This is a genomic window from Lysobacter antibioticus, from assembly GCF_001442535.1.
In the GTDB taxonomy this organism is placed as follows: Bacteria; Pseudomonadota; Gammaproteobacteria; order Xanthomonadales; family Xanthomonadaceae; genus Lysobacter; species Lysobacter antibioticus.
This window is the reverse complement of record NZ_CP013141.1, coordinates 2,288,021-2,314,875: the sequence shown is the minus strand read 5'-3', so window position 1 is coordinate 2,314,875 and position 26,855 is coordinate 2,288,021. Positions and strand designations below refer to the sequence as shown.

Below are 26,855 nucleotides of genomic sequence, written 5' to 3'. Positions count from 1 at the left end.
GCGCGGCGCCGGCGAAGCGGCTACAGTAGCGTCCATGAAAGCCTGGGCGAACCCGCATTTCCTTTGTGCCGACGTGGGTTGGCGATGGTGGCCGTCGGCCATCGTCGCTCCTGCCCACTCGTCCATGAAGGAACTGCCGCGTGATTTCGCACGAACTCTTCCAGCAACAGGCCGCTAACGGCTACACCCGTATTCCGGTCGTACGCGAGGTCCTGTCCGACCTCGATACCCCCCTCTCGGTCTATCTCAAGCTCGCCGACGGCCCGCACACTTACCTGTTCGAGTCGGTCGAGGGCGGCGAACGCTTCGGCCGCTATTCGATCATCGGCTTGCCCGCGCAGCGCGTGTACGCCTTCGCCGGCCACACCTTGTTCGTCACCGAGCACGGCGAGCTGGTCGACAGCCGCGTCGTCGACGACCCCCTGGCCGAAGTCGAGCGCCTGCGCACCGAATACCGGGTGCCCAAGATCGACGGCCTGCCGGGATTCACCGGCGGCCTGGTGGGCTGGTTCGGTTTCGAGTGCATCCAGTACATCGAGCACCGGCTGGCCGGCCCGCAGTCCGACGGCGTGCACAAGCCCGACGAACTCGGCACTCCCGACATCCTGCTGATGCAGAGCGAGGAGATCGCGGTATTCGACAACCTCAAGGGCCGCCTGTACCTGATCGTGCACGCCGACCCGCGCGAGCCGCAGGCCTTCGCCCGCGCCAACCGCCGTCTCGACCAGCTCGTGCACCGGCTGCGCATCGGCGGCGCGAGCTACCCGGAAACCTTGGACCCGGCCGGGCTCGAAGAAGGCGATTTCGTATCCGGTTTCACCCGCGAAGGCTTCATCGACGCGGTCGAGAAATCCAAGGAACTGATCCGCGCCGGCGACATCTTCCAGGTCGTGCTGTCGCAGCGGCTGAGCGTGCCGTTCAAGGCGCGGCCGGTCGACGTCTACCGCGCGCTGCGCGCCTTGAACCCATCGCCGTACATGTATTTCCTCGACGTCGGCGGCACCCAGGTGGTCGGATCGTCGCCGGAAATCCTGGTGCGTCTGCAGGACGGGGAAGTCACCGTGCGCCCGATCGCCGGCACCCGTCCGCGCGGCAAGACGGTCGAGGAAGACAATGCGCTCGAAGCCGAATTGCTGGCCGACCCGAAGGAGCGCGCCGAGCATCTGATGCTGATCGACCTCGGCCGCAACGACGTCGGCCGCGTGTCCGAACCCGGCACGGTGGAAGTCGGCGAGCAGTTCGTGATCGAGCGCTACAGCCACGTCATGCACATCGTCAGCGAAGTGACCGGCCGTTTGAAGGCGGGCATGAGCTACATGGACGTGCTGCGCGCGACCTTTCCGGCCGGCACCGTCAGCGGCGCGCCGAAGATCCGCGCGCTCGAAGTGATCCGCGAACTCGAGCCGATCAAGCGCAACGTCTATTCCGGCGCGGTCGGCTACATCGGCTGGCACGGCGACGCCGACACCGCCATCGCGATCCGCACCGCCGTGATCCAGGACGGCCGCCTGCACGTGCAAGCCGGCGCCGGCATCGTCTACGACTCCGACCCGCAGAAGGAGTGGGAAGAGACGATGAACAAGGGCCGCGCCCTGTTCCGCGCCGTGGGCGAGGCTGCGCGCGGGTTGTAAGCGCGCGAATCCGCTTTGGGGTCGGAGCGGCGCAAGCCGCGACCGCGCCGGCAGGCGAAGTGTCGCGGTCGCAGCTTGCGCAGCTCCTACAAAGAGCTGCGCTGCCGTTGTCGTCGTTTATTGCCCGGTCGCCCGAATCCGCTTTGGGGTAGGAGCGGCGTGAGCCGCGACCTGCGCCGGCGGGCGAAGTGTCGCGGTCGCAGCTTGCGCAGCTCCTGCAAAGAGCTGCGCTGCCGTTGTCGTCGTTTTTGCCCGGTCGCTCGAATCCGCTTTGGGGTAGGAGCGGCGCGAGCCGCGACCTGCGCCGGCGGGCGAAGTGTCGTGGTCGCAGCTTGCGCAGCTCCTACAAAGAGCTGCGCCGGCGTTTTCGCCGGTCGACTGATCGAGCGGGTTCACACCACGCTGTAGTGCTGCACCAGCGGCTCGAATTCGAGCAGGAAATCCCGGTCTTCGTCGTAATACTTGGCCTGCAGCAGATGCTCGCCGGCGAAGGCGCGGATGGCGGCTTCCGATTCCCAATGGGTGACGGTCAGGAAATGAGTCACCTCGCCCTCTTCCCGTCGCAGAATCTGTACCTGCAGATTGCCGGGCACCGAACGGTAATCCGCCACCGCGCGCTGCTGCAGGAAGGCGGCGTAGGCGTCGGCTTGCGAGGCGTGGGTACGGCCATGCCAGATGCGGCAGATCATGGGTCGGCTCCTATAGGCGGTGAGTTTCGCCCGCATCATGCCCGAGACCGATGGAGCTGTAGCCGTATGCGGTGGCGATCCGGCGCCGACGAGCCGCGCGGCCGGTGTCGCTTTCCCACGCCGGGCCACATTACAAAAAGTTCATGCAGCGGAAAGCTCGCGGCGAGGCCCGCCGGCGCAACCTGTCTTCGCGATGGGGACGCCCCCACCGGCAGGAATCCCAATCCAATCGTTTCCAGGAGCCCACAGATGAACGTCCGCAATGCCCTGATCGCCGTCGCTCTCACCGCGTTCGCCGGTTCCGCGTTCGCCGCCGCGCCGGCGACGACCGCTTCGAGCGCCGCCCCGGCCGCCAAGACCGCCAAACACAAACACCACCAGGCCAAGAAGGCGACGAAGACCGCTTCTGCCGCGGCGGCGCCTGCCGCCAACTGATCCTTCGCCCGCTCCCCCGAGCCCCACGCATCGTCGGCGTGGGTTCCTTGCCCCGCCGGTGCGAGCCGGCGGGGTATTCTTTTTCAGTCCCGCCTCACGCACCGTCCGCGATTCCGGAGTCGGCATGCGCGTCCTGCTCGTCGAAGACGATCCCCACACCGCCGGCTTCATCGCCAAGGGCCTGCGCGAGGACGGCCATGCCGTCGACCAGGCCGGCAACGGCAAGGACGGCCTGTTCCTGGCCACCACCGAGCACTACGACGCGCTCGTGCTCGACCGGATGCTGCCCGGGCTCGACGGCCTGGTGGTGCTGCAGACCCTGCGCGGCGCCGGCAACCGTACGCCGGTGCTGTTGCTGACCGCACTCGGCGAAGTCGACCACCGCGTCGAAGGCCTGCGCGCCGGCGCCGACGACTACCTGGTCAAACCCTTCGCTTACGCAGAACTCAGCGCGCGCCTGGACAGCATCCTGCGGCGCGGCCAAGCCGGCGGCAGCGAACCGACCCGCTTGCGCGTGGCCGATCTCGAACTCGACCTGCTCAGCCGCGAGGCGCGTCGCGGCGACAAACGCATCGAGCTGCAGCCGCGCGAATTCCGCCTGCTCGAGTACCTGATGCGCCAGGCCGAGCGGGTGGTGACCCGGACCATGTTGCTGGAAGCGGTCTGGGACTATCACTTCGATCCGCAGACCAACGTCATCGACGTGCACATCAGCCGCCTGCGCCAGAAGATCGACCAGGGCCACGCGCGGCCGCTGCTGCACACCGTGCGCGGCGCCGGCTATCGGCTCGGCGCATGAGCGCGTCCTGCGTGTCAGCGCTGAACGCTTCAGCTCTGAACTCCCCCCTTTGCAAAAGGCGGGCAGGGGGGATTTGCTCTTCGTGCGGGCACGGCACATGCGCCTGAGCCCGCGTTCGACCAGCGCGCGCTTGGCGCTGGCGGTGACCGCCTCGTTCCTGCTCGCCTTCGTGCTGCTCGGCATCGGCGTGCACTACGCGGTCTCGGCGATGCTGACCCAGGACGCGCGCGAACTGGTGCGGGTGGACGCCGCCGGCCTGGTCGAGGTGTATCGCGACGAAGGCCGCGCCGCCTTGCTCGGCGAACTGCGCGAACGCATCGCCAACGACGAAGATCCGGATGCGGTGTACGCGCTGACCGCCACCGACGGCCGTGTCGTCGCTGGCGACTACCGCGACCTGCCCACGCATCGCCAAGGCGCGCGCTGGGTCGAGTTCACCGAACACGGCGGGGACGGCGACCTGCGGGTGGTCGCGCAACTGCAACGCCTGCCCGACGGCACCACGTTGCTGACCGGCACCCGCACCCGCAGCCAGGATCGTTTTCTCGCGCTGATGCTGCGCACCGCCTTGGCGGCCTTGCTGGTCGCGGCCACGCTGGGCGCGCTGATCGGCTGGCTGACTTCGCGTTGGGTCTCGCGCCGGCTGCGCCACCTCGACGACACCGCGGTGCGCGTGGGCAGCGGCGAACTCGGCCTGCGCGCGCGACTCGACGGCAGCGACGACGCCTTCGACCGGCTCGCGCGCCGCTTCAACGGCATGCTCGACCGCATCGAGGAATTGCTCGGCGGCGTGCGCCATGCGACCGACCATATCGCCCACGACCTGCGCACGCCGTTGACCCGCCTGCGCAACCGCCTCGAAGAGCTGCGCCGGCGCCACGGCGCGGGCGAAGCCGATACTCAGCTCGACGCGGCGATCGGCGAAACCGACCAACTGCTTCATTCCTTCGGCGCCCTGCTGCGGCTGGCGCGGATCGAGGCGCAACCGCCGGTGCACGACGAGCCGGCGCTGGACTTGTCCGAGTTGGTGCGCGACGCGGTCGAGCTGTACACGCCGATCGCGGCCGAACGCGGCATCGCGCTCAGCGCGGACCTGGCCGGTGCGGGCGAGGCGCGTTTGCGCGGCGATGCCGATCAGTTGTTCCAGATGTTGGTCAATCTGCTCGACAACGCGGTCAAGTACGCGCCAGTCGCGAGCGAGGTCGCGCTGAGCCTGCGGCGGGAGGGCCAGAACCTGGCCGTGAGGATCGACGACCGCGGCCCCGGCATTCCCGAGGCCGACCGCGAACGGGTGTTCGACCGGTTCCAGCGCATGGAGACGCATCGCGGCTCGCCCGGCACCGGCCTGGGCCTGAGCCTGGTTCGTGCGATCGTGCAGCGCCACGGTGGCCAGGTCGGCCTCGGCGACAACGCGCCGGGATTGCGGGTCACGCTGGTGCTGCCACTCGATCCGGGCCTGCGCTAGGCATTCATGATCGTGTCTGCGGCGCGGCCTTCGCGCCGCGCCGCAGACGACCGCCAAGTCGGCAAGCTTTGGATGCGGCTACAACGCACGCGCGCACTCGATGCTGCCGCCGGCGTAGTAGGTCATGTCCTGGTAGTCCACCGACGCCTGGACCGGCGTTGCGCTGGTCAACGACTCGACCACTTGATTGCCGCGGCTGAGCTCGAACTGCGGCGTCGTGCCCGCGACCAGGGGCGCCTTGAACGAGGTCATGCCGGCCGGGGCCGACAAGGTCCGCAGATCGCTGCCCTGGCGGATGCTGAGCACGCCGGGCTCGGTCAGGAACGCGAGCAGTTCGACCTGGTTCTCGGCGACCGGGCCGGACGGAATGGTGAACGGGCCCGCGGTCTGTTTGCCGGTGTCGTAGGGCGCGTCGGTCCGGTGCTTGCGATGGAAGTAGTACAAAGCGTCGCGGGCGATCGGCGGCGCCTGGCCGGTCTTGAACCAGGTCGTGTAATAGGCCAGCAGATCGGTCACCGCGTAGCCGCGATCGCGCGACGGAGCGACCTGGGTTTCGCCGTAATCGTTCCAGGTGAGGATGTTGAGCATCTGCGCATCGCTCTCGATGGCTTTCTCGAACAAAGCGCGCAGGGTGACGCTGTTGGACGACTCCCAATGGCGCAGTTCGACTTTCTCGGCACTCTTGCGCACGCGCATGTCCTGGAACGCGACCCGCGCGATCCAGTCCAGCCCGTATTTGCGCGCGTCCACCGCCTCGCTGACGTTGGATGCGGCCTGGCTGGCGGTCTTGCCTTCGAAGATCGAATAGCCGGCCATGGTCGCGCGCCACTCGGCCAGGTTCGGGATCGAGTTCATCGCCGTGCGCGACAGGAACATCGGATACCAGGCCGGCTCGACGCCTTGCGCGCGCAGCAGGTCGAGCAATTGTTGCCACCACAGGATCGGCTTGCCGCCGTCCTTGGCCGGCCGCTCCGGCGAGAACGTCGCCAGCGGCACGCGGCCGTCGGGCAGGCGGAACACCGAAGGGTGGTCGATCACCGCCAACAGGGTCTGCGCCAGTTCGTCGGGCGTGTCCTGCGCGCCCTTTGGGAAGCCGGGCGCGAGCAGGATGCGGAACTCCGGGTCGACCGCCTTGGCCGCGGCCAGCATGTCGCGCACGCGATTGAAGCGGTCGTCGGAATGGACCTGCCGGTACGACATTTCCAGGATGAAACCGTCGAGCCCCATGGCGATGGCCTGGCGGATCTCGACCTCGAAGTTCAGCTGTTTCCAGTTCGGCTCCGGACGTTTCGGCATCGGCAGCGGGCGGTCGCGCAGCAGTCCGCCGGTGCTGAGGTATTCCAGGTTGCCGCTGCTGGCGCCGGTCGGGCTGAGCCAGCGCTCGTACCAGTTTTTGCTGTCGAGCTCGTTATGGGTCGAAAGCTGGAACGGCGGGAAATACCAGGCGAACACTTTCTTGCCCGAGGCGCGCAGGAGTTGCGGGCTCGGTTGTACGAAGGGATAGCACAGCGCCGAGGCGGCGGCGTCGCCGGGCGCCAGCAGCGGCGAGCGGATCCGGTCCGGGCCGCGCGCGATCGCGCTGGGGACGATGACCAAGGTCGCCAGAAGAATCGCGCAGCGAAGTAACGAGGAGCGTGGAGCGTGCATGACGTCCATCCTTCAGTAGGGATCGGGTTGCGGAGCGCAACGGAGGTGCCGGAGCGATGCCGCGCAGAGCGGCCGGCGGCACTCACGCTATCGGTCCGCCCGGTCGGAGACTGCTTCGTTTCTTGCTATTGCCAACTGGCACACACTCGGGCGGCAGGGGCAGGGCGTCGGTGGTCGCGAGTCGGGCAGACCGATGCGCAGTGCGATGGCGGCGCTCGGGCTATGCTCTGCGCTCGCGTGCCCTTCGCCGCGCTATCGAAGCCCAGGCATGTCCGCATCAACACTCAATCGACCCGGCGCGCCTCGAACCCGGTTGCGATGGGCAACGGGCGTCGCGATCGCGACCGCATTGGCGGCCGGCCTGTGGACGATCGTCTTCGTGCGCATCGGCACCGGCGTGTACTGCGGAGAGTCGCCGGCGGTGCGCTGGCGGCTGGCGATCTATGCCGGCGAATGCGACGCCGAAACCGGCTGCCACTTTATCAGGCAGGACGATACCGGCGCGGCCGAATACTTCGGATTCAAGCCGATTCCCTGCGGGCGCGGGTGAGCGGGTTCCGGGCTGGTGCGGCCATTGCGAGGGGCCGCGACCTCCGCCCCGCCGGCGGCCCGAGCCCGGCCATCGCCCGCCGGCGGGGCCGATCCCGCCGCCCTCGCACAGACCGGCATCCAGCGGTTACAGTAGCCGCATGATCGTTCGCGCAATCCCGCAGAACTCCCCGAAAGCCGGCCAGGCTTGGCGATGGTGGCGTGCCGCCGTCGTCCGTTTCCTGCCGCCCTACGAGGACTCCCTGCGTGACCCCGCCTACGATCAAATGCTTCCCGGCCGCTGAGCGCGGCTTAGGTTTACCGGCCGCTCCGCGCGGCCGATGCATTCCAGCCGTTGAGCGCGGCAAATACCTTTCGGCCGCTAAGCGCCGCCTAGGCCTCCCCGACGCGGGAGCGCTTTTCCGGTCCCGCCCCCTGTCTGCGGCCTCATCGAGGCGGGATAATCGTGGGCTGTCGCCTGCGGGCGCGGCCGGGCCGTACCGCTGCGCACGGCCGCAGGCGAGTGCGCCGCATCTCCCGCAACACGTCACCGGCACGATGGCGGGCCCATGGCCCGCGATCGCGCAGCTTTCCGGTATTCCCCGTATTCGAGGCGCGTCATGTCCGTTCTGATGATCGACAACTACGACAGCTTCACCTACAACCTCGTGCAGTATCTGCAGGCGCTCGGGGCGGAAGTGAAGGTGATCCGCAACGACGACCTGAGCGTGGCGGAGATCGACCGCTTGGCGCCGGAACGCATCATGATCTCGCCCGGGCCGGGCACGCCGAACGATGCCGGCGTGTCGTTGGACGTGATCCGCGAGCTCGGCCCGCGCGTGCCGATCCTCGGCGTCTGCCTCGGCCACCAGAGCCTCGGCCAGGCCTACGGCGGCGACGTGATCCGCGCCCAGACCATCATGCACGGCAAGACTTCGCGCATCCGCCATGAAGGCCGCGGCGTGTTCGCCGGCCTGCCGGACGCCTACCAGGCCACGCGCTATCACTCGCTGGTGGTGTCGCGCGACAGCCTGCCCGACTCGCTCGAAATCACCGCCTGGACCGAGAACGAGGACGGCAGCTTCGAAGAGATCATGGGCCTGCGCCATCGCGAGTATCCGGTCGAGGGGGTGCAGTTCCACCCCGAGTCGATCCTGACCGAGCACGGCCATGCGCTGCTGAAGAACTTCCTGACCCGATAACCCGCCGCGGCGCGGCCCGCGCCTGCCAGGACACGAATCACGATGCCTCTCACCGCCCAAGAAGCCCTGCAACGCACGATCGAGCACCGCGAGATCTTCCACGACGAAATGGTCGATCTGATGCGCATGATCATGCGCGGCGAGATCTCGCCGACCATGACCGCGGCGATCCTCACCGGCCTGCGGGTCAAGAAGGAAACCGTCGGCGAAATCGCCGGCGCGGCGACGGTGTTGCGCGAATTCGCGCGGCCGGTGCAGGTCAACGATCGCACCCATCTGGTCGACATCGTCGGCACCGGCGGCGACGGCGCCCACACCTTCAATATTTCCACCGCGAGCATGTTCGTGGTCGCCGCGGCCGGGGCCAAGGTGGCCAAGCACGGCAATCGCAGCGTGTCGTCGAAGTCGGGCAGCGCCGACGTGCTGGAAGCGCTGGGCGCAGCGATCGAGCTGCAGCCCGAGCAGGTCAGCCAGTGCATCGACCGCGCCGGCATCGGCTTCATGTTCGCGCCGGTGCATCACCCGGCGATGAAGGTGGTCGCGCCGGTGCGGCGCGAGATGGGCGTGCGCACTCTGTTCAACATCCTCGGCCCGCTGACCAACCCGGCCGATGCGCCGAGCATCCTGATGGGCGTGTTCCATCCCGACCTGGTCGGCATCCAGGTGCGCGTGCTGCAGGAAATGGGCGCGCAACGCGCGCTAGTGGTGTGGGGGCGCGACGGCATGGACGAGTTGTCGCTCGGCGCCGGCACCCTGGTCGGCGAACTGCGCGACGGCGTGGTGCGCGAGTACGAAGTGCACCCGGAGGATTACGGCATCGCGATGGCGGCCAGCCGCAACCTGCGCGTCGCCGACGCGGCCGAGTCGAAGACCATGTTGCTGCAGGCGCTGGAGAACCGCGACGGCCTGCCGCGCGAGATCGTCGCGCTGAATTCCGGCGCCGCGCTGTACGCCGCGGGCGTGGCCGAGAGCATCGCCGACGGCATCGAACGCGCACGCACGGCGCTGGCCTCCGGCGCCGCGCGCGCCAAGCTCGACGAGTTCGTCGCGCTGACGCGGGAATTGGCGGGGGCGTGATGGGGACGCGGCTTTTGACTGTCGACTTTTGAACCAACCCCGGGAGCCAGCATGTCCGCCCGCTTCGCCGAACTACCGCAACCGCCGTATTACGCGGTCATCTTCAGCTCGCAGCGCAGCGACGGGGACGACGCCGGCTACGGCGAGGCGGCCGAGCGCATGGTCGAGCTGGCCGCGCAGCAGCCGGGCTTCCTCGGGGTCGAGTCGACCCGAGGCAGCGACGGCTTCGGCATCACCGTAAGCTATTGGTCCGACGAGGCGGCGATCGCCGCCTGGAAACGGCAGGCCGAACACGCCGCCACCCGCGCCTACGGGCGCGAACATTGGTATCGACATTTCGAGTTGCGCGTGGCCAAGGTCGAACGCGCGTACGGGAGCAAGGGCAAGGCATGAGCGACATCCTCAACACCATCCTCGCGCGCAAGCACGAGGAGATCGAACAACGCAGCCGGGTGCGCTCGCTCGCCGACCTGCGCGCGCGCGCGGCTTCGCAGGCGCCGGCGCGCGGTTTCGTCGACGCGATCAAGCGCAAGCACGCTGCCGGCGAGGCCGCGGTCATCGCCGAGGTCAAGAAGGCCAGTCCGTCCAAGGGCCTGATCCGCGCCGACTTCAAGCCGGCCGAGATCGCCCGCAGCTACGAGGCCGGCGGCGCGGCCTGTTTGTCGGTGCTGACCGACGTCGATTTCTTCCAGGGCAGCAACGCCTACCTCGGCGAAGCCCGCGGTGCCTGCTCGCTGCCGGTGCTGCGCAAGGACTTCACCGTCGACCCGTACCAGATCTACGAAGCGCGCATGATCGGCGCCGACGCGATCCTGCTGATCGTCGCCGCGCTCGAGGACGGGCCGATGATCGAGATGGCCGGGCTGGCGATGGAGCTGGGCATGGACGTGTTGGTCGAGGTCCACGACATCGACGAGCTCGAACGCGCGCTGCAGACCGATTGCGAGCTGATCGGCGTGAATAACCGCAATCTGCGCACTTTCGAGGTCTCGCTGGACACCACCATCGCCTTGCGCGCCGCGGTACCGCGCGACCGCACCCTGGTGACCGAAAGCGGCATCGCCACGGCGGCCGACGTCGAGCGCATGCGCGGCGCCGGCGTCGAAACCTTCCTCGTCGGCGAAAGCTTCATGCGCGAACGCGACCCGGGCGCGGCGCTGCGGCGGTTGTTCGCGGCGTGAGCGCGGTCCGTCCCGCGCGTTTTCCGCCGGTGCGCGCGGACGCGCCGCTGATCGTGTTCGATTTCGACCACACCCTGTACGACGGCGACTCCGGCAGCCATCTGTTCGCCTGGCTGATCAAGCGCTCGTGGTGGCGGATGCTGCTGGCGCTGGCGATCGCGCCGGTCGCCGGGCCGATGGTGGCCTGGCTGAAGACGCGCCGCCTCGGCATCTCGGCCTTCGTCTGGGTCGGCACCATCGGCATGCACCGGGTCGGCTCGCTCGACGCGATGATCGACCGCTACGTCGCCCTGCACACCGCGCAGATCCGCGAACGGCTGTTGCCGATCGCGCTCGACGTGCTGCATCACCACCGCGAGCAGGGCGATCACGTGGTGATCGCGACCGGCGCGCCGCCGGAACTGGCGCGCGCCATCCTGGCCTTCGTCGCCCACGAGGACGTGCCGGTGGTCGGCACCCTGGTCGGCCCGCGTCTGGGCGCGCTCGGCGCCCGCCGCCATTGCCATTCCGAGATGAAGATGCGGATGCTGCGCGAGTCCGGCTTCACCGGGCCGGTCGAGGCCGCCTATTCCGACAGCAGCGCCGACCTGCCGCTGCTCAAGGCCGCGCGCAAGCCGGTGGTGGTCAACCCCAAGCCCGCGCGGGTGGAGATGTTCCGGCGCGTGTTGCCGGCCGGCACGCCGATCCTGAACTGGGGTTGCCCGGGGCGGGGCGGGGATGCGGTGTCGTCGGCGGCGAAGTAGCCGCCGGATGCCCGGTTTTCGGCGGCACGAGGCAGGGCGTGGTCGCGGCTTGCGCCGCTCCTACTCCCTGCTGCGCGGCTCTTGGGTAGGAGCGGCGCGAGCCGCGACCGCCATCCAGCCGATGCCGCGCGGTTTCGATGTTGAGATGAATACGGCGAGGGCCGTAGCCCTTCGCCTCAATCGCCCAGCATCTTCACGAACTTGACCGACGAGCCGTCGGAATAGCCGCAGGCGCGGTAGAAGTCGTGGGCGTCGGTGCGGCGGATGTTGCTGGCGACCTCGACCCGGCCGACCCCATCGCGGCGGGCGCGGCGTTCGACCTCGCGCAGCAACAGGCGGCCGATGCCCTGGCGATAGCAGGACTGGGCCACCACCAGGGCGGTGATGCGGGTCAGCAGGTTGCCGCGGGTCAGCGAATAGCGGGTATGGCTGGCGATCAGGCCACAGGCGTGGCCGTCGAGTTCGGCCAGCAGCAGGTCGTGGCGTGGGTCTTCGCGCAGCACGGCGATGCGCTCGATGGCCTCATCGCGGGTGCAGGGATAACCGAGCTGGCTGAGCAGCTCGGCGACATCGCTGGCATCGCCCAGCTCCGCGAGCCGCACCGTCGGTGCGGTCTCGGAGGAGGGCGCGATGCGTCCCACCGGGGCCCTTAACGGGTCCCGTAGAGGACGACGGTCTTGCCTCGGGCGTGCAGCTTGCCGTCGGCCTGCAGCTTCTTGAGCACGCGGCCGGCCATCTCGCGCGAGCAGCCGACCAGGCGCGAAAGCTCCTGGCGCGACACCCGCAACTGGGTGCCCTGCGGATGGCTCATGGCCTCGGGTTCCTTGGCAAGGTCGTGCAGGGCACGGACGATGCGGTCGGTGACGTCGAGGAAGGCCAAGCGGCCGGCCTTGCGGCTGGTGTCGAGCAGGCGCCGGGAAATCTGCGCGCCGATCGCATACAGCAGCTTGGGCGCGTCCAGCGAGAGCCGGGTCAGCAGCAGGTCGTAGAGGCGCTCGTGTCCGATTTCGGCCAGTTCGCAGGTGCTGCGCGTTCGCAGGATCACCTCGCGATGGTCGCTCTCGATGAACAGGCAGAGCTCGCCGACGAACTCGCCGGGGCCGAAATAGCCCAGGACCAGTTCACGGCCGTCCTCTTCCTCGGTGATGATGCTCACCGAGCCTGAGACGACGTAATACAGCGTGCTGGCCGGATCCCCGGGGCGAAACACCTCCGTGCGGGACGGGTAACGACGACGGTGGCAATGGGCCAGGAAGCGTTCGATCGTTGCGCCGTCCGGCAACAACGGGCTATTGGTTCTGCGTAATGCAGTCAAGGGGGCTACCGGGTTGGCGGACATTGGGAATGGGCTTTTGGCTTTCGGCCGAGCTTAGGGCGATACGGCCGCATGAGCAAATCCTGCCGTTGAAAATCCCGGTCCGATAGAGAGCGATGATGGAAGCGCAGAGACCGTCACGCTTTTGTAATCGACGCAGTCCAAAACCTAGCTGCGTTTCCCCCCGGGGCCAATTGCCTCATAATCGCGGCCCTCGCCGTCCGTCCGGATATTCCTACAGTGGTCAAGCCGTTGCCGCGCCTGCGGTTGCAGGGTTTTAACAACCTCACCAAGGCCCTCTCGTTCAATATCTACGATGTTTGCTTTGCCGCCTCGGAAGACGAGCGCGGGCGCTATATCGAATACATCGACGAGGCGTACAACGCCGACCGCCTCACCCAGATCCTCACGGATGTGGCGGAAATCATCGGCGCCAACATCCTCAATATCGCCCGCCAGGACTACGACCCCCAGGGCGCTTCGGTGACGATCCTGATCTCCGAGGAACCGGTGATCGACAAAAAGGCGGCCGGCAAGGAGATCATCTCCGACGCCGTGGTCGCCCACATGGACAAGTCCCACATCACCGTCCACACCTATCCGGAGACCCACCCGGACAGCGGCATCGCGACCTTCCGGGCCGATATCGACGTGGCGACCTGCGGCGTGATTTCGCCGCTTAAGGCCTTGAATTACCTGATCGAAAGCTTCCAGTCCGACATCGTGGTGATGGACTACCGGGTGCGCGGCTTCACCCGCGACATCAAGGGCAAGAAGCACTACATCGACCACAAGATCAACTCGATCCAGGATTACCTGGCCAAGAACATCAAGTCGCGTTACGAGATGATCGACGTCAACGTCTACCAGGAAAATATCTTCCACACGAAGATGCACCTGAAGGAATTCGACCTCGACACCTACCTGTTCGAGGAAAAGGCCAAGAACCTCTCGTTCAAGGAGCGCATGAAGATCGAGGCGCGTCTGCGCCGCGAGATCGAAGAGCTCTACCACGGCCGCAACCTGGTCGACTGAGCCTTTGCGCGCATGCGAAAAGGCCGGCGAAAGCCGGCCTTTTCGTTGCGGGGCGGGCGCGGCCCGGCTTGTTTCCGCTCTTCTGCCCGCGGCAGGCGGGGCTCCAGCGAGTGAGTCCGGCTCGCTTGTCCCCCTCTCCCGCCTGCGGGAGAAGGCCGGGGTGAGGGCGCGAATCCTCCTCGGAGCCCCTCAGGCCCGGCGGGGCCCGAACCTCAGACCCGGTAAGCCACGGCCTTCATCAGCTTGGATGCCGCCGCCATCAGCGCCGGCACCGGCATCGGCAGGATGCGTGCGCCGGCGGCTTCGGCGTTCTCGGCATGGCGGGCTTCGTCGGCCTTCATGGTCCGCAGGATCGCCCGGCTGCGCTGGTCGCCTTCGGGCAGCGACTGCAGGTGCTCGTCGATGTGGGCCTCGACCTGGCGCTCGGTCTCGACCACGAAGCCCAGGTTCCAGCCGTCGCCGCGCAGCCCGGCGAGGGCGCCGATGGCGAAGCTGCCGGCGTACCACAGCGGGTTCAGCAGGCTCGGGCGGCTGTCGAGTTCGCGCAGGCGATCGGCGCACCAGGCCAGGTGGTCGGTCTCCTCCTGGGCGGCTTCGAGCAGGTGGCCGCGGGTGGACTCGTCGCGGGCGACCGCGGCCTGGCCGCAGTACAGGGCCTGGGCGCAGACCTCGCCGACGTGGTTGATCCGCATCAGGCCGGCCGAATGACGGCGCTCGTCGGGTTCGAGCACCAGTTCGGCGGTGTTGCCGGCAGGGTTCGGGCGTTCGGCGCCCGGGGCGCCGAATACGGTATCGAGCGCGCGCTGTGCTTCGCTGAGCACGCGGTCCAGGGGGCTGAGTTCGCGGGTCGTCATGGCGCCGATTCTAAGGCGAGGCCGGCGTAGAAGTCGGTTAATCGACCGCCGGCTCGCTCGCGCCGTCGTCGAGCAGGCCGGCCAGGAACTCGAGCGGGTGCTGGACCGGGATCGCAGTGCCGCCGCCCAGATGCAGGCGGCAGCCGATGTTGGCGCTGAGGAGCAGCGAGGCGCCGCTGTGCGCCAATTGTTCGAGCAGCGGAGCGCGGTATTCGGCCGCACGCGCCGGGTCGGTCAGCATCTGGCTGCCGGCCGCGCCGCAGCAGCCGTAGCCGGCGTCGAGTTCGACCACCTGTAATCCGGGCACCCGCGCCAGCAAGCGCCGCAAGGCCGGGACCGACTTGACCACGTTGCGCTGGGTGCAGGGCAGGTGCACGGCGATGCGTTGCTGGGACGGGCGGAAGCGCATGCCGGCGCCGGACTGGTCGAGGTAGGCGATGGCGTCGATCACTTGTGCCTGCGGCGCGAGCGAATGCGCCAGCGCGGTGTGGCAGCCGCTGGCCAGGCTGAGCACGGTAGTGTGGGCCGAGAAGGCGCTGCGGTTGGCCTGGGCCAGGTCCTGGGCCGCGGCGGCATTGCCGGCGTGCTCGTGCAGGGCGCCGCAGCAGCCTTGGCCGGCGACCGGGTCGAGTTCGACGCCGAGCGAGGCGCATAGCCGCACCGTGGCGGCGCGCACGGCGCTCTCGTAGGAACCGGCCACGCAGCCCACGAACAGTCCGGCGCGGGCCTGTGCGGCCGCCTGGGGGCGTGTTGCCGGCATCGGCAGCCGTCGTGGCGGGCGCGGCAACGAGCGCCAGGCTTCAGGCAGCCAGGGATGGCCGATCCGGTACAGGGACAGCGCCGCAGCCAGCCAGCGCGGCCGCGCCGCCAGGCCTTCGATCAGGCGCTGGCGCCAGACCGGCGGCCGGCGATCGCGCTGGCGGGTACGGGCCAGGACCAGCAATCGGCCATAATCCACGCCGGCCGGGCACACCGACTCGCAGCTGCGGCAGCCCAGGCAGTGATCGAGATGGGCGTCGGAGGTCGGGGTTGGGGCAATGCTGTCCAGGGCCCAGGCCCGGGCCAGGGCGATCCGACCCCGCGGGGACTCGGCTTCGAGCCGGTCGCGACCGTAAGTGGGACAGGAGGGCAGGCACAGCCCGCATTGCACGCAGCGGTCGGCCAGAGCCACCAGGGGATCGGCGGAGGGCGGGCGACGGTCGTGCGACATGACCATCGATGCTAGCACGGGCAAAACCCAGGCTTGCACGATCCCGGACTGCCCGCTATCATTCCGCCTCTTTCGTTCCGCAATCACAACGCGAGGCGACGTTCCGACGCCCTTCCCGCACCGGGAAACGGCGGAACCAGCCCGACCACTGTGCCCACATAAAGAGTTGTCATGAAGACTTTTACCGCCAAGAACGAGACCGTCCAGCGCGACTGGTACGTCGTCGACGCGTCGGGCAAAACGCTCGGCCGCTTGTGCTCCGAACTCGCGCGTCGTCTGCGCGGCAAGCACAAGCCCGTCTATACCCCTCACGTCGATACCGGCGATTACCTGGTGGTGATCAACGCCGAGAAGATCGCCGTCACCGGCAATAAGCTGCAGGACAAGATGTACTACCGGTTCACCGGTTACGTCGGCAACCTGAAGAGCGAGACGCTGGGCCAGGCGCTCGAGCGCCACCCGGAACGCGTCATCGAGATCGGTGTCAAGGGCATGCTGCCGAAGAATCCGCTCGGCCGCGCCATGTATCGCAAGCTCAAGGTCTACAAGGGCTCCGAGCATCCGCATACCGCCCAGCAGCCGCAGCCGCTCGACATCTAAGGTAAAGACCATGGCTATCCAGCAGAATTACGGCACCGGCCGCCGCAAGTCTTCCACCGCTCGCGTGTTCCTGCGCAAGGGCGACGGCAAGATCACCATCAATCAGCGTACGATCGAAGAGTTCTTCGGCCGCGAAACCGCGCGCATGATCGTCCGCCAGCCGCTCGAGCTGACCCAGTCGACCGACAAGTTCGACGTCAACGTGACGGTCGCCGGCGGCGGCATCACCGGCCAGGCCGGCGCGATCCGTCTCGGCATCGCCCGCGCGCTGGTCGAGTACGACGAAACCCTTAAGGGCGAACTGCGTAAGGCAGGCTTCATGACCCGCGACGCTCGTGAAGTCGAGCGTAAGAAGGTCGGTCTGCACAAGGCTCGCCGCGCAACGCAGTTCTCGAAGCGCTAATAGTTCTTTTTTCGCATCGCGTTTTTGCGTTAATATCGGTACCATAGCCCCGTCGCCAAGCGGTAAGGCACCTGACTCTGACTCAGGCATTCGGTGGTTCGAATCCATCCGGGGCTGCCACATCCAAGTCCGATTCCTGCTCAACGGCTCGAATCGGCGACCTGAAACCCGCCGTAAGGCGGGTTTCTTGTTTTACGAGGTATGAGCCCGCCGCAAGGCGGGTTTCTTGTTTTTTAGGTATGAGCCCGCCGCAAGGCGGGTTTCTTGTTTTGTAGGGGACGAGCCCGCCATCAGGCGGGTTTCTTGTTTCTGCGACTCGCGCCGCCCCGTTGAAGCATCGTCGCCATGCGTGTCTTCAGTCCGCGCCCAAGCCCCTGATCAGGCTGATCTCATCGCGCAGCGGGATGCCGTGCCGCCCCAGCAGGGGGATGGCCGGGTCGGCCTCGCGTTCCAGATCGATGGCGCCGGCGGCGAGCCGGTGCAGGCGGAAGCCACGGCGCTGGTAGAAACGCAGCGCATCGAGGTTGTCGTTGGTGGTGCGGGTCAGCAGCCGGTTCAGTCCGAGTGCGCGTGCGCGTTCGGCCGCGAGTTCGAGCAGACGGGTGCCCAGGCCGGCCTGGGCACGCATCGCGTCGAGGGTGACGATCTCCGACTGGACCGCGTCGTCGAGCAAGGTGACCAGGCCGGCGATGGCGCCGCCCGCATCCACGCCGATGAAGCCCGGCAAGGCAGCGGCGTCGATCGCGCGGCCGTCGAGCATGATCGTCGGGCCGCCCCAACGCAGCTCGAGGAAGGCGCGGATGCGTTCGCGGTCGTTGGCTTCGATGGTGCGGGTTGTCGGCATGGCGTTCCCAGGCGTGCGGGGTTCAGCACGACACTGTAGTGCCCTCACCGCTGCAATTCCTGGCCGATGCAGGGCGGCGCCTGCCCGGACCCGCGGCAGCGTCGGCCAGACAGTGCCGGCCGTCGCGACTGATCTCAGCTGTGACCGCTTGGTCTCCGCAGTTCGCGCTACTCGGCTACCATCCGCGGCGCAGGGGCCGCGTAGCGGCGTTGGGGAGCGCGCATGAGCGAGGATCTGACTCGGTTACTGCATGACTGGCGCGGCGGCGACGTCGCTTCGCGCGACCGCTTGTTCGCCCTGGTCTACGACACCTTGCGCGGCATGGCGGCGGTGCGCCTGGGCGCGCGCAACGGTCAGCGCACCCTGCAGCCCACCTCGCTCGTCAACGAAGCCTTGATCCGCCTGATCGGCGGCGAGGTCGAGTGGCAGGACCGCGCCCACTTCTATGCGCTCGCGGCCCTGAAGATGCGTGCCGTGTTGGTCGATCAGGCGCGTGCGCAAGCGGCGGCGAAGCGCGGCGCGCGGCCGGTGATGCTGACCTTGTCGCACGCCGACCTGCACGGCGGGCAGACCGTCGGTTTCGACGTGCTGGCCCTGCACGATGCGCTCGAACGCCTGGCCGAGCGCGATCAGCGTTCGGCGCGGGCGGTCGAGATGGCCTACTTCGGCGGCATGGAGCAGAGTGAGATCGCCTGCGTGCTGGAAGTCTCGGTGCCGACCGTCGAACGCGACCTGCGTTTCGCCCGGGCCTGGCTGGGACAGCAGTTGGGCTGAGCGAGCGGCGATCCGACGCGACAGGAGGCGACATGGAAACCCAGCGTTGGCACGACCTGCGCCGATTGTTCGATGCGGTGTGCGACCTGCCGGCCGAGCGTTGGTTCGAGGAGCTGCACGCGATCAGCGACGATCCGGTGCTGATCGCCGAAGCCATGCAGTTGCTCGGCGCGCAGACCGAGCACTTCGATCGCGTCGTGCAACCGTTGAGCGATCTGGTCGCGGGCCTGCCCGACAGCGAATTGCAGGCCGGCGACCGCCTCGGCGCCTGGGTCCTGATCGAACGCGTGGCGAGCGGCGGCATGGGCACGGTGTTCGTGGCCGAGCGCGCAGACGGCCTGTTCCGCCAACAAGTGGCGATCAAATTGCTGCGCGGCAGCGGCTTCAACCAGGCCGAGTTCGCCCGCCGCCTGGCGGTGGAGCGGCAGCTGCTGGCCGAACTGCAGCATCCCAACATCGCCCGCCTCTACGACGGCGGCACCACGCCGAGCGGGCAGCCGTACCTGGTCATGGAGTACGTGCTCGGCCGCGATCTCGACGAATACTGCGAGCAACGCCAGCCCGACTTACTGCAGCGCCTGCGGTTGTTCCAGCGCATCTGCGCAGCGGTGCAGAGCGCGCACCAGCGCCTGATCGTGCATTGCGATCTCAAGCCAGGCAACGTGATGGTGCAGGACGACGGCGAGCCGGTCCTGCTCGATTTCGGCATCGCCCAGGTGCTCGATCACCAGGCCGGCGACGACAACGCCTCCTACGGCAGCTTCTGCACCCCGGCCTATGCCAGCCCCGAATTGCTCGGCGGCGCGCGGGTCAGTGTGGTCAGCGACGTGTTCGCGCTCGGCGTGTTGCTGACCGAATTGCTGGCCTGCCGCTCGCTCGAACGCGGCTTGGCCGATCGCGACGTCGCGGTGCCGCTGCCGAGCGAGTGGGCCGGGCCGGACTGCGCCTGGCGCGAGCGCCTGCGCGGCGACCTGGATGCGATCGCCGCTTGCGCCTGCGCACTCGATCCGCAGCAGCGCTATTCCTCGGTCGAAGCCTTGTCCCAGGACATAGGGCGCCATCTCGCCTGGCGTCCGGTGTCGGCGCGCACGCCGACGCTGGGCTACCGCTTCGGCCGTTATCTGCGTCGGCATTGGCGCGAGACCGCGGCGGCGGCGCTGGTGCTTGCGCTAGCCGGTGGCTTCGTCTGGCGGGTCACCGCCGAGCGTGCGCGCGCCGAGCGCGAGGCCTCGGTCGCGCGTCAGGTCAGCGATTTCCTGGTCTCGGCTTTCGACGCCGCCGATCCGCGTATGCGCGGGGCGCAGGCCGGGCAGGACTTGAGTGCGCGGCAGGTGTTGGACGCCTCCGCCGCCCGCATCGAGCAAGGGCTCGACGACACTCCGGCGATCCGCGCGCGTCTTCGCGCGGTGCTCGGTCGCGCCTACCGCAATCTCGGCCAGCCGCAGCGCGCCGAGGCCTTGCTCGACCAGGCCGCGCGCGAGTTCCTCGACCCGGCGGTGGACCGGCCCGACCAGGCGGCACAGGCGCTCGCCGATCTGTCGCGTTCGCTCAGCGACCGCCAGTACGGCGCCCAGGCCGTCGCGGCCGCGCGCCGCTCGCTGGCTCTGCGCGAGCGCGACGGCGACCCGCGCGGCCTCGCCGATGCCTACGACACGCTCGGCCTGGCCCACGTCGCCGACAGTCAGTACGCGCAGGCCGAACGCAGTTTCGAGCGTTCGCAGCAACTGCGCAGCGAACGCGGCCTGCGCCAGTCGCCCGACGAACGCGCGGCGATGCTCGCCCGCCTTGCCCAGCTGTATCGGCGCCGCGGCGAACTCAAGCGCGCCGAGCAGACCTATCGCGATGCGCTCGAGATCAACCGCGAGACCGGCAGCGACCCGGTCGCCACCCAGCTCAACCAGTTCGGTCTTGCGAGCACCTTGTTCGGCCTCGGGCGGGTCGCGGAAACCCGCCGCGAACTGGTCGAGAACCTGAGCCTGGCGCGCGATCTGTACGGCGAGCAGAGCGACATGGTCGCCAACATCCATGTCGACCTGGCCAACGCCACCCAGGACCTCGGCGATTACCGCCAGGCCGGCGAACACTATCGGGCCGCGCTGGAGATCATGGCCGTGGTCGCCGGCGAGCGCAGCCTCGATTACGCCCGCATCCTCAACAACTACGCGGCCTTGGCGCTGGAGCGCGGCGACCTGGCCGAGTCCGAACGGCGCCTGCGCCAGGCCTTGTCGATCCGTCGCGAGCACCTGGCGCCCGACGAGCGCCGGGTGTTGCGCACCGAGAACGGTCTTGGCCTGGTGCTCGCGCGTGGCGGCCGCAACGAAGAGGCGCGGTCGCTGGTCGAGCGTAGCGCCTCGGTTTGGCGCCGTCGCTATGGCGAGGACCATGCCGGGCTGTTGATGGTGGCGCTGACCCGGGTCGAATGGCTGTTGAGCCGCGACCGCCTCGACGAGGCGCAGGCCGAGTTGGCGGCGATCGACCTCGGCCGCGGCGAGTACAACGCCTTCATGCTGGCGCGTATTCCCAGCCTGCAGGCCGAGCTCGCGCAGCGCCGCGGGCAGTGGGATGAAGCCGAGCGGGGTTGGGCCAAGGCGATCGAAGACAGTCGCCTCGCCTACGGCGCGCAGCAGGTCAAGACCGCGAGGCTGCGCGTGCCCTATGCCGAGGTCCTGCTCGCGCGCGGCGACGCGCGCGGCGCGGCGGCGCAGGTGCAACTCGCCGAGGCGGTGTTGCGGCGCGAGATGTACAGCGAGTCGGAGCTGTTGCGGCGCCTGCAGTCGGTGAAGCAGGGCGCGCCGCGGGTGCAAGTAGCGGCGCGCTAGCCGGCCTGCCGGTTCGTTGCTTGCGCCATTCTCAGGGGAGAGACAGCGCAAGCGGCGACCCGCTCTGCGCGCATCGGCCAGACACCACTGAGGCATCGATCCTTCGCCAAAAGACACGCCGCCCGAAGGCGGCGTGTCGGTTCGCTACGGCAAGGATCGCTACCTCGGCGATGCCTTGCCGGTGCGGTCGGCGCCGATCACTCGACCGCTTGCACGTCGACCAGGCGCAGGCCCTTGGTCGCGTACTTCTCGGCCGACTGGTACAGCGTCTGGTAGCTCTTGACCGCTTCCAGCGCATAACCGCCGGAACCAGCGCGGAACACGCCGACGTAGTTGCGCACGCCGTCTTCGACGAAGCTGTCGACATCGATCAGGCGCAGGCCGTTGTCGCTGAGCTCGTCCCACTTGCCGGTGAACGCGGCCCAGCTGTTGGAGCGCCACAGGGCGTGGTTATCGGTGCCTTCGCGGTACACGCCGACGAACTGGCGCTGGCCGTTGCCGATGTCGAAGCTCTCCATGTCGATCAGGCGCAGGCCCAGGCCCTTGGCGATCTCGCGCTGATTGGCGAAGGCGCTGAAGCCGGTGTGGCTCCACAGGCCGGCGTTGCCGTTGCCGGCGCGGAACACGCCGACGTAGTGGCGCTTGCCGCCGCTCAGGTAGGTGGTGAGGTCGAGCAGGCGCTGGCCGTCGTCGGACAGTTCCTTCCACTTGGCGGTGAAGTCGTCCCAGTTGTCGAAGTTGTACAGCGCGCCGGCGCCGCTGCCGCGCTTGTACACGCCGATGAAGTGGCGGTCGCCGTTCTCGAGGTAGTTCTCGACCTGCTCCAGGCGGAAGCCGTCGGCCGACATCTCCGACCATTTCTGGGTGAACGCGGTCCAGCTCGGACGATTGACCCGCACTTCGATCTCGCTGCTGGCCTTCCACACGCCGAGGAAGGTCTTGGCGTCGGTCTCGGCGGCATCGAAGGGATAGGCCGTGCTCGAAGGGTAGATCAGGCTGTAGGGATGCGGCGCGGAGTGGTTGCTCAGCTGGGTCCAGTCGGTCGGGTCCGTGCTGTTGGCGCCGGCCATGGCCTTGGCTTCGCTCCAGGTCAGGCTCTGGATCTGGGCGAAGGTCATCGGCCGCGGACGCAGGTCGTTGCCGTCGCAGGGCGTGCTGGTGCTTTCCTGGGTGACGTGGACGTGCACGTGCGGGCCGCTGGACTTGCCCGAGTAGCCGACCTTGCCCAGGTACTGGCCTTGCTTGACGATCGCGCCCGGCACCAGCAGTTCGGCCGGGATCGAGCCGGGCTGCATGTGCGCGTACAGGGCGATCTCGTCGCCGGTCTTGACCTTGAGGAAGTTGCCGCCGGCCGAGTACTGGCCGGTGCTCGGCGCGATCGGCTCGGGTTCGATCTCCTTGCTGACGCGCGGGTAGTTCTTCCATTCCGGCAAATCGTTGAGCGCACTGCAGACGATGCCGTCGGCCATCGCGTACAGCGGCAGGCCATAAGCGCGCTGGCCTTCGGCCTTGTTCGGATCGGCGCCGGGACGCTTGGCGTCCCAGGTGCTGCCGGTCCAGCCGGTCACGCTGGTGTCGAGGCCGAAGGCCTGGCTGTCGCCGGGGTGGTTGCTCGAGGTCTGCCAGGCTTCGTTGGCGCGCAGGTCGGCGACCTTGCCCGGGTAGCGCAGCGGGCCGTCGTTGTTGGTGCCCGGCGCGAACGACAGGTTCTTGATCACCGGGTTGCGGTAGCCCTGCACGTAGACCGCGATCTTGACCGTGCTGGGGTAGGGCGCGGTGATCACGATCGGGTACGAGGACGGCACCTTGGGCGCATCCGGGTCGGCATTGAAGTAGTTGCACTTGCAGTTCTGGAAGGCGTAGGTCGTGCCCGGGGCGATCTGCACCGGCGCAAGGAAGTTGGAGGCGAGCTGGTCGAGGATCTCGACCTTAGTGATCGTCAGCGGCACGGCATCGTCGTTGCGGATGCCCATGCGCAGGGACACGCGGCCTTGCTTGGCGCCGCCGACCTGGGCCGGGCCGATCGCTTCGAACACGACCCGGCCGTCCTTGATCGGATTGACCACGTCGATGGTGAGGGCCTGGGCATGGACGCCGGCGCTGGCCCCGAACCACAGGGCGAGGGCGGCGGGCAGGGCGCGCAGGACGAGAGCGGATTGCGATTTCATGATGGAACTCCGAAGGCATGATTGAGGAATCACGCGGTCGCAGAGGGACGTGCCCTCAACCCGATCCTTGGATCGTTGACCTGGCTGGGCCTGCCCCGGCGAACCCGGGCGTGACCACGCCGCGCTTAACTCAACAAACCGGCAAAGGGCGGCTGGACCCATCACGGCCGCGAAACTTTTTTTCGGGGTAGGCTGCCTGGGCTCGAAACGGCGCCCGCGAACCCCCGGGGCGCGCCCCTCGCGACAGGCGATCCGGCCGGCCCGAATGGGCCCGGACGGCGCCGGGCGGTGATTACCGGCGCGCGAGTGGTTACAATTGAAACCATCGCGCTGCGGCGCCCTGCATCGACATCGAGGCCTGGATGAAACTCGGATCCCTGAAGGAAGGCGGCCGCGACGGCACGCTGATCGTCGTCTCGCGCGACCTGACCCGCGCCGTGCGCGCCACCGGCATCGCCGACACCTTGCAGCGCGCGCTGGAGGATTGGTCGAACGCGGCGCCGCGCCTCAACGCCTTGTCCGATGCGCTCAACGAGGGCCGCGCCGCGGACTCCTTCGAGGTCGATTTCGCCGCACTGGCCGCGCCCTTGCCGCGCGCCTACGAATTCGTCGACGGCAGCGCCTACCTGCCGCACGTCGAGCGCGTGCGCCGCGCCCGCGGCGCCGAGGTGCCGGAAAGCTTTTACGTCGACCCGCTGATGTACCAGGCGGTCAGCGCCGGTTTCTACGGCCCGCGCGACCCGGTGCGGGTGGTCAGCGAGGACTACGGCATCGACCTGGAAGCCGAGGTCGTGATCGTCACCGACGACGTGCCGATGGCAGCGACGCCCGAAGCGGCCGCCGCGCATATCCAGTTGATCGGCCTGGTCAACGATGTGTCGCTGCGCAACCTGATCCCCAACGAGCTCGCCAAGGGCTTCGGCTTCCTGCAGTCCAAGCCGCGCTCGGCGCTGAGCCCGGTGTTCGTCACCCCCGATGAACTCGGCCCGGCCTGGATCGACAGCAAGGTCCACCGCCCGCTGCTGACCCACATCAACGGCGAATGGTTCGGCGCGCCCGAAGCCGGCATCGACATGCAGTTCAATTTCGCCCAGCTGGTGGCCCACGCCGCCAAGACCCGGCCGCTGTCGGCCGGCACCATCGTCGGCTCCGGCACCGTGGCCAACGAAGACACCAGCCTGGGCGCATCGTGCTTCGCCGAGAAGCGCACCGTCGAGACGCTGGAGCACGGCAAGCCGTCGACGCCCTTCATGAAGTTCGGCGACACCGTGCGCATCGAGATGCTCGACGCCGAAGGCCGCAGCATCTTCGGCGCGATCGAGCAGCGCATGGAACGTCCTTCCGCCTGACGGCAGCGACGCGTACGACGAGAGGTCGTCCGACGGCACGGCGCAACCGGTAAGGTTTGCGTCCTGCCGATCGGGCAAGCAATCGAGGCGCATCCGGGTGAGCGAACAATTACGGTTGTATTCGTACTGGCGTTCCAGCGCTTCGTATCGGGTGCGCATCGGCCTGAACCTCAAGGGCCTGGACTACGAGATCGTGCCGGTCCACCTGGTCCGTGATGGCGGCGAACAGCATGCCGCCGCCTATCGCGAACTCAATCCGCAGGGGCTGGTGCCGGTGTTGCAGCACGGCCAGCGCACCCTGACCCAGTCGATCGCGATCCTGGAATACCTCGACGAGACCTGGCCGCGTCCGAACCTGCTGCCGACGACCGCGCGCGAGCGCCATCGGGTACGCGCGATCGCCCAGACCATCGCCTGCGAAATCCATCCGCTCAATAATCTGCGCGTGCTGAAGTACCTCGACGGCACCTGGAACGTGCCGCAGCCCGAGCGCGACGGCTGGGTCAAACACTGGATTTCCGAGGGCTTCACCGCGTTGGAAACAATGCTCGCCGAGGACCCGGCCACCGGCGTTTTCTGTGTCGGCGACCTGCCCGGGCTGGCCGATTGCTGCCTGGTACCGCAGCTCTACAACGCGCGCCGTTTCGGCGTACCGCTGGAAGCCTACCCGACCCTGTTGCGGATCGAAGCCGCCTGCCTGGCCCTGCCGGAATTCGACGCCGCGCGCCCGGAGAACCAGCCGGACTGCCCGCCGGCCTGAGGCCGCGGCCCGGCCGGTCGGTCGGTCGGTCGGTCGGTCGGGGCGTTTCGCAACCCATAAAAAAGCCGGCCGTCTCGCGACGGCCGGCTTCGCTTTGCGTGCTGCGTCCGCGTCAGTGCTGCGCGGCAGTCGCGTCGTACATGTCCGCGTAGGGATCGTGCTCGCCGGTGCCGCCTTCGGACAGGCGGAACTTCAGCGCCAGACCGTCGCGCGAGTCGGCCGCCTTGAGCGCTTCCTCCATTTCGATCCGGCCCTCTTTGTAGAGGCGGAACAGGCACTGGTCGAACGACTCCATGCCTTCCTCGAGCGACTCTTCCATCGCCTGCTTGATCTCGTGCACCTGGCCGCGGCGCATCAGATCGCGCACGTGCGGGGTGTTGATGAGGATTTCCGCGGCCGGCAGGCGGCGCCCGTCGAGGCCGATCACCAGGCGTTGCGAGACCACCGCCTTGAGGTTCAGGGCGAGGTTCATCAACACGTTCTTGTGCGCGGCCTCGGGGAAGAAGTTGAGGATGCGCTCCAGGGTCTGGTCGGCGTTGTTCGAGTGCAGCGTCGCCAGGCACAGGTGACCGGTTTCGGCGAAGGCGATCGCCGCCTCCATGGTCGTGGCGTCGAGGATTTCGCCGATCAGGATCACGTCCGGCGCTTCGCGCATCGCGTTCTTGAGCGCGTTGTGGAAGGCGTGGGTGTCCAGGCCGACCTCGCGCTGGTTCACGATCGACTTCTTGTGCTTGTGCAGATACTCGATCGGATCCTCGATGGTGAGGATGTGACCGGCGGTATTGCTGTTGCGGTGGTCGATCATCGAGGCCAGCGTGGTCGACTTGCCCGAGCCGGTCGAACCGACGATCAGGACCAGGCCGCGCGGCGCCATGATGATCTGCTTGAGCACCTGCGGCAGTTGCAGCTCTTCGATGCTCGGAATGATGCTGCGGATGGCGCGGATGACCATGCCGACTTCGCCGCGCTGCTTGAAGACGTTGATGCGGAAACGGCCGGCGTCGGGCAGGGCTAGCGCCATGTTCAACTCCAGGTCACGCTCGAACAGCGGCACCTGGCCCTCGTCCATCAACGAATAGGCGATCTTCTTGACCATGCCCGGGGGCAGACCGGTATTGCCGAGCGGGTACAGTCGACCCTCGACCTTGATGTACACCGGCGCGCCAGTCGTCAGGAACATATCCGACGCGTTTTTTTCCGTCATCAGCTTCAGGAAATAGCCGATGTCCATGCATTCACACCCCTTGTTGACGGCGCGCGCCGTTGCAAGCACGCTGCCGGCTTCCGACAATGTCCGTGCGACATCCCTTCCGTACGGCGCTCCCCA

The 26,855-nt window shown here is 68.0% G+C and carries 26 protein-coding genes and 1 tRNA gene; 18 read left to right on the top strand and 9 right to left on the bottom strand.

Annotated elements, in window-relative coordinates:
- The first annotated feature begins 140 nt into the window (after positions 1 to 140).
- Complete coding sequence (trpE, locus tag GLA29479_RS09355) at positions 141 to 1,631, top strand: anthranilate synthase component I (protein WP_057971424.1); 1,491 nt, start codon at positions 141 to 143, stop codon at positions 1,629 to 1,631.
- Between the two features lie 392 nt (positions 1,632 to 2,023).
- On the opposite strand, the gene GLA29479_RS09350 is transcribed toward trpE, so the two are convergent.
- Positions 2,024 to 2,320, bottom strand: coding sequence for an antibiotic biosynthesis monooxygenase family protein (locus GLA29479_RS09350; RefSeq protein WP_057971423.1), 297 nt, complete (start codon positions 2,318 to 2,320; stop codon positions 2,024 to 2,026).
- Between the two features lie 249 nt (positions 2,321 to 2,569).
- Here GLA29479_RS09350 and GLA29479_RS09345 point away from each other — a divergent pair, with 249 nt between their 5' ends.
- The 3 genes from GLA29479_RS09345 (at position 2,570) to GLA29479_RS09335 (ending at position 5,019) form a co-directional block, all read left to right on the top strand.
- Entirely contained in the window at positions 2,570 to 2,755 is a 186-nt protein-coding gene (locus GLA29479_RS09345) for a hypothetical protein (protein WP_057916838.1), read from the top strand.
- Between the two features lie 124 nt (positions 2,756 to 2,879).
- Positions 2,880 to 3,554: a winged helix-turn-helix domain-containing protein gene (locus GLA29479_RS09340; RefSeq protein ID WP_057971422.1), complete on the top strand. Its 675-nt coding sequence runs from the start codon at positions 2,880 to 2,882 to the stop codon at positions 3,552 to 3,554.
- 97 nt (positions 3,555 to 3,651) lie between these two features.
- Complete coding sequence (locus GLA29479_RS09335; RefSeq protein ID WP_057971421.1) at positions 3,652 to 5,019, top strand: sensor histidine kinase; 1,368 nt, start codon at positions 3,652 to 3,654, stop codon at positions 5,017 to 5,019.
- A 78-nt stretch (positions 5,020 to 5,097) separates the two neighbouring features.
- Here GLA29479_RS09335 and GLA29479_RS09330 read toward each other — a convergent pair whose 3' ends face one another.
- Positions 5,098 to 6,666 carry an endo-1,3-alpha-glucanase family glycosylhydrolase gene (locus GLA29479_RS09330; RefSeq protein WP_169795637.1) on the bottom strand — a complete coding sequence of 523 codons (1,569 nt, stop codon included), beginning with the start codon at positions 6,664 to 6,666 and terminating at the stop codon, positions 5,098 to 5,100.
- Between the two features lie 193 nt (positions 6,667 to 6,859).
- Here GLA29479_RS09330 and GLA29479_RS09325 point away from each other — a divergent pair, with 193 nt between their 5' ends.
- The 6 genes from GLA29479_RS09325 (at position 6,860) to GLA29479_RS09300 (ending at position 11,397) form a co-directional block, all read left to right on the top strand.
- Positions 6,860 to 7,216 (top strand): hypothetical protein, encoded by a 357-nt coding sequence (locus GLA29479_RS09325; RefSeq protein WP_144436427.1) that lies wholly within the window; start codon positions 6,860 to 6,862, stop codon positions 7,214 to 7,216.
- Between the two features lie 598 nt (positions 7,217 to 7,814).
- The gene (locus GLA29479_RS09320) at positions 7,815 to 8,396 is read left to right on the top strand and encodes an anthranilate synthase component II (protein WP_057916843.1); all 582 of its coding nucleotides are present in this window, start codon (positions 7,815 to 7,817) and stop codon (positions 8,394 to 8,396) included.
- A gap of 42 nt (positions 8,397 to 8,438) precedes the next feature.
- Positions 8,439 to 9,473: an anthranilate phosphoribosyltransferase gene (gene trpD / locus GLA29479_RS09315; protein ID WP_057916844.1), complete on the top strand. Its 1,035-nt coding sequence runs from the start codon at positions 8,439 to 8,441 to the stop codon at positions 9,471 to 9,473.
- 51 nt (positions 9,474 to 9,524) lie between these two features.
- Complete coding sequence (locus GLA29479_RS09310; protein ID WP_057916845.1) at positions 9,525 to 9,866, top strand: antibiotic biosynthesis monooxygenase family protein; 342 nt, start codon at positions 9,525 to 9,527, stop codon at positions 9,864 to 9,866.
- Positions 9,863 to 10,654, top strand: coding sequence for an indole-3-glycerol phosphate synthase TrpC (gene trpC / locus GLA29479_RS09305; protein WP_057916846.1), 792 nt, complete (start codon positions 9,863 to 9,865; stop codon positions 10,652 to 10,654). The genes GLA29479_RS09310 and trpC overlap by 4 nt, the downstream gene beginning before the upstream one ends.
- Positions 10,651 to 11,397, top strand: a complete 747-nt coding sequence (locus GLA29479_RS09300; RefSeq protein ID WP_057916847.1) for a haloacid dehalogenase-like hydrolase — start codon at positions 10,651 to 10,653, stop codon at positions 11,395 to 11,397. The genes trpC and GLA29479_RS09300 overlap by 4 nt, the downstream gene beginning before the upstream one ends.
- Before the next feature lie 176 nt (positions 11,398 to 11,573).
- On the opposite strand, the gene GLA29479_RS09295 is transcribed toward GLA29479_RS09300, so the two are convergent.
- Both GLA29479_RS09295 and crp read right to left on the bottom strand, forming a co-directional pair.
- Positions 11,574 to 12,038, bottom strand: coding sequence for a global regulator CLP-associated N-acetyltransferase (locus tag GLA29479_RS09295; protein WP_169795636.1), 465 nt, complete (start codon positions 12,036 to 12,038; stop codon positions 11,574 to 11,576).
- Positions 12,039 to 12,046: 8 nt separating this feature from the next.
- A complete protein-coding gene (crp, locus tag GLA29479_RS09290) occupies positions 12,047 to 12,736 on the bottom strand; it encodes a cAMP-activated global transcriptional regulator CRP (RefSeq protein ID WP_082638457.1) in 690 nt (229 codons plus the stop codon).
- Positions 12,737 to 12,952: 216 nt separating this feature from the next.
- Between crp and speD the strand changes: the two genes are divergently transcribed.
- On the top strand, positions 12,953 to 13,747 hold the full coding sequence (gene speD, locus GLA29479_RS09285; protein WP_031371493.1) for an adenosylmethionine decarboxylase: 795 nt from the start codon (positions 12,953 to 12,955) through the stop codon (positions 13,745 to 13,747).
- 212 nt (positions 13,748 to 13,959) lie between these two features.
- Here speD and coq7 read toward each other — a convergent pair whose 3' ends face one another.
- The gene (coq7, locus tag GLA29479_RS09280) at positions 13,960 to 14,601 is read right to left on the bottom strand and encodes a 2-polyprenyl-3-methyl-6-methoxy-1,4-benzoquinone monooxygenase (RefSeq protein WP_057916849.1); all 642 of its coding nucleotides are present in this window, start codon (positions 14,599 to 14,601) and stop codon (positions 13,960 to 13,962) included.
- Between the two features lie 37 nt (positions 14,602 to 14,638).
- Positions 14,639 to 15,811, bottom strand: a complete 1,173-nt coding sequence (locus GLA29479_RS09275) for a (Fe-S)-binding protein (protein ID WP_169795635.1) — start codon at positions 15,809 to 15,811, stop codon at positions 14,639 to 14,641.
- Between the two features lie 171 nt (positions 15,812 to 15,982).
- Here GLA29479_RS09275 and rplM point away from each other — a divergent pair, with 171 nt between their 5' ends.
- The 3 genes from rplM to GLA29479_RS09260 all read left to right on the top strand — a co-directional run bounded on the left by rplM (position 15,983) and on the right by GLA29479_RS09260 (position 16,934).
- Entirely contained in the window at positions 15,983 to 16,411 is a 429-nt protein-coding gene (rplM, locus tag GLA29479_RS09270) for a 50S ribosomal protein L13 (protein ID WP_031371496.1), read from the top strand.
- A 10-nt stretch (positions 16,412 to 16,421) separates the two neighbouring features.
- Complete coding sequence (rpsI, locus tag GLA29479_RS09265) at positions 16,422 to 16,814, top strand: 30S ribosomal protein S9 (protein WP_031371497.1); 393 nt, start codon at positions 16,422 to 16,424, stop codon at positions 16,812 to 16,814.
- 45 nt (positions 16,815 to 16,859) lie between these two features.
- A tRNA-Gln gene (locus tag GLA29479_RS09260) sits at positions 16,860 to 16,934 on the top strand.
- A 235-nt stretch (positions 16,935 to 17,169) separates the two neighbouring features.
- Here the strand turns inward: GLA29479_RS09260 and GLA29479_RS09255 are convergent.
- Complete coding sequence (locus tag GLA29479_RS09255) at positions 17,170 to 17,658, bottom strand: GNAT family N-acetyltransferase (RefSeq protein WP_057971417.1); 489 nt, start codon at positions 17,656 to 17,658, stop codon at positions 17,170 to 17,172.
- 222 nt (positions 17,659 to 17,880) lie between these two features.
- Between GLA29479_RS09255 and GLA29479_RS09250 the strand changes: the two genes are divergently transcribed.
- Positions 17,881 to 18,432, top strand: a complete 552-nt coding sequence (locus GLA29479_RS09250; RefSeq protein ID WP_057971416.1) for an ECF-type sigma factor — start codon at positions 17,881 to 17,883, stop codon at positions 18,430 to 18,432.
- Positions 18,433 to 18,464: 32 nt separating this feature from the next.
- Positions 18,465 to 21,251, top strand: coding sequence for a serine/threonine-protein kinase (locus GLA29479_RS09245; protein ID WP_057971415.1), 2,787 nt, complete (start codon positions 18,465 to 18,467; stop codon positions 21,249 to 21,251).
- A gap of 197 nt (positions 21,252 to 21,448) precedes the next feature.
- Here the strand turns inward: GLA29479_RS09245 and GLA29479_RS09240 are convergent, their stop codons facing one another.
- Positions 21,449 to 23,419, bottom strand: a complete 1,971-nt coding sequence (locus tag GLA29479_RS09240) for a M23 family metallopeptidase (protein WP_057971414.1) — start codon at positions 23,417 to 23,419, stop codon at positions 21,449 to 21,451.
- Positions 23,420 to 23,781: 362 nt separating this feature from the next.
- On the opposite strand from GLA29479_RS09240, the gene GLA29479_RS09235 reads away from it, so the two are divergent.
- Both GLA29479_RS09235 and maiA read left to right on the top strand, forming a co-directional pair.
- Entirely contained in the window at positions 23,782 to 24,768 is a 987-nt protein-coding gene (locus GLA29479_RS09235; RefSeq protein WP_057916854.1) for a fumarylacetoacetate hydrolase family protein, read from the top strand.
- Positions 24,769 to 24,865: 97 nt separating this feature from the next.
- Positions 24,866 to 25,528 (top strand): maleylacetoacetate isomerase, encoded by a 663-nt coding sequence (maiA, locus tag GLA29479_RS09230; protein ID WP_057916855.1) that lies wholly within the window; start codon positions 24,866 to 24,868, stop codon positions 25,526 to 25,528.
- 112 nt (positions 25,529 to 25,640) lie between these two features.
- On the opposite strand, the gene GLA29479_RS09225 is transcribed toward maiA, so the two are convergent.
- On the bottom strand, positions 25,641 to 26,759 hold the full coding sequence (locus tag GLA29479_RS09225; protein WP_031371504.1) for a PilT/PilU family type 4a pilus ATPase: 1,119 nt from the start codon (positions 26,757 to 26,759) through the stop codon (positions 25,641 to 25,643).
- Between the last annotated feature and the right edge of the window lie 96 nt (positions 26,760 to 26,855).